The sequence below is a fragment of the Planomonospora algeriensis genome, from assembly GCF_977012225.1.
On the sequence record NZ_CDRNDK010000987.1, the window covers coordinates 1 to 794 of the forward strand.

Annotated in this window: 1 protein-coding gene; it reads right to left on the minus strand. The window is 73.9% G+C overall.

Going from position 1 to position 794, the window contains the following annotated elements; translation table 11 throughout:
- Positions 1-109: 109 nt before the first annotated feature.
- Entirely contained in the window at positions 110-619 is a 510-nt protein-coding gene (locus ACWJ6R_RS37370) for a SigE family RNA polymerase sigma factor (RefSeq protein WP_449066710.1), read from the minus strand.
- Between the last annotated feature and the right edge of the window lie 175 nt (positions 620-794).

Here is a 794-nt window from a genome sequence, read left to right on the forward strand (position 1 = left end):
CGCCTGATGCGGCGGGCCCGCCGGTCGACGTCGGCCACGGTCACGCCCCTGCAGGGACCGCCGCCGCTGTCGGTGTCGAAGAGATCGCGCAGGTCGTTCTCAGTGATCGTCATCTCAGCTCCGAGGTGAGCGCGCCCGGCGCGGGATCGACGCGCAGCTTGGCCAGCGCCCTGGCGGCCTGGCTGCGCACGGTGGCCACCGAGCAGCCGAGGACCTCGGCGATCTCCGCGTCGGGCAGGTCGGCGAAGTAGCGCAGGACCAGCACGGCCCGCTGCCGGGCGGGCAGCGCCGCCAGCACCGAGCGCATCTCGTCGCGCGCCCCCAGATCGGCCGCCGGGTCGGCCGCCGGACCTCTGCCCGCCTCCTCCGGAATCGTCTCCGTCGGGACCTCGCCCTTCCATCTCCGCCGCCACCAGGTGGCGTGGGTGTTGGCCAGGATCCGGTACACGTACGGGTCGGGGTTCTCCCCGACCCTGCGCCAGGCGAACCACGCCTTGGCCAGCGCCGTCTGCAACAGGTCCTCCGCCATGCCCCAGTCGCGGCAGAGGAGGTACGCGGTGCGCAGCAGACGGGCCGAGCGCTGCTCGACGTAGCGCTCGAAGTCGGCCCGGTCACGCATGCGGTAGTCCTCACTGATCGGTGGTAATCACCGGTCACTACCGTCCGGCCCCCGCCGGGCGTTGCACGCCCGGGGGAATCCGTGCTCAGCGCGGCGGCTCGGGGGGCTGCGGCGGGTGGGGAAGACGAGGCGGCTGAGGCGGCTCGGGGGGCTGCGGCCCGTGGGACCGCCAGTG

Bases quoted from the DNA above. Each gene is read 5' to 3' on its own strand.
- ACWJ6R_RS37370 (WP_449066710.1), bottom strand. From the start codon at position 619: ATGCGTGACCGGGCCGACTTCGAGCGCTACGTCGAGCAGCGCTCGGCC.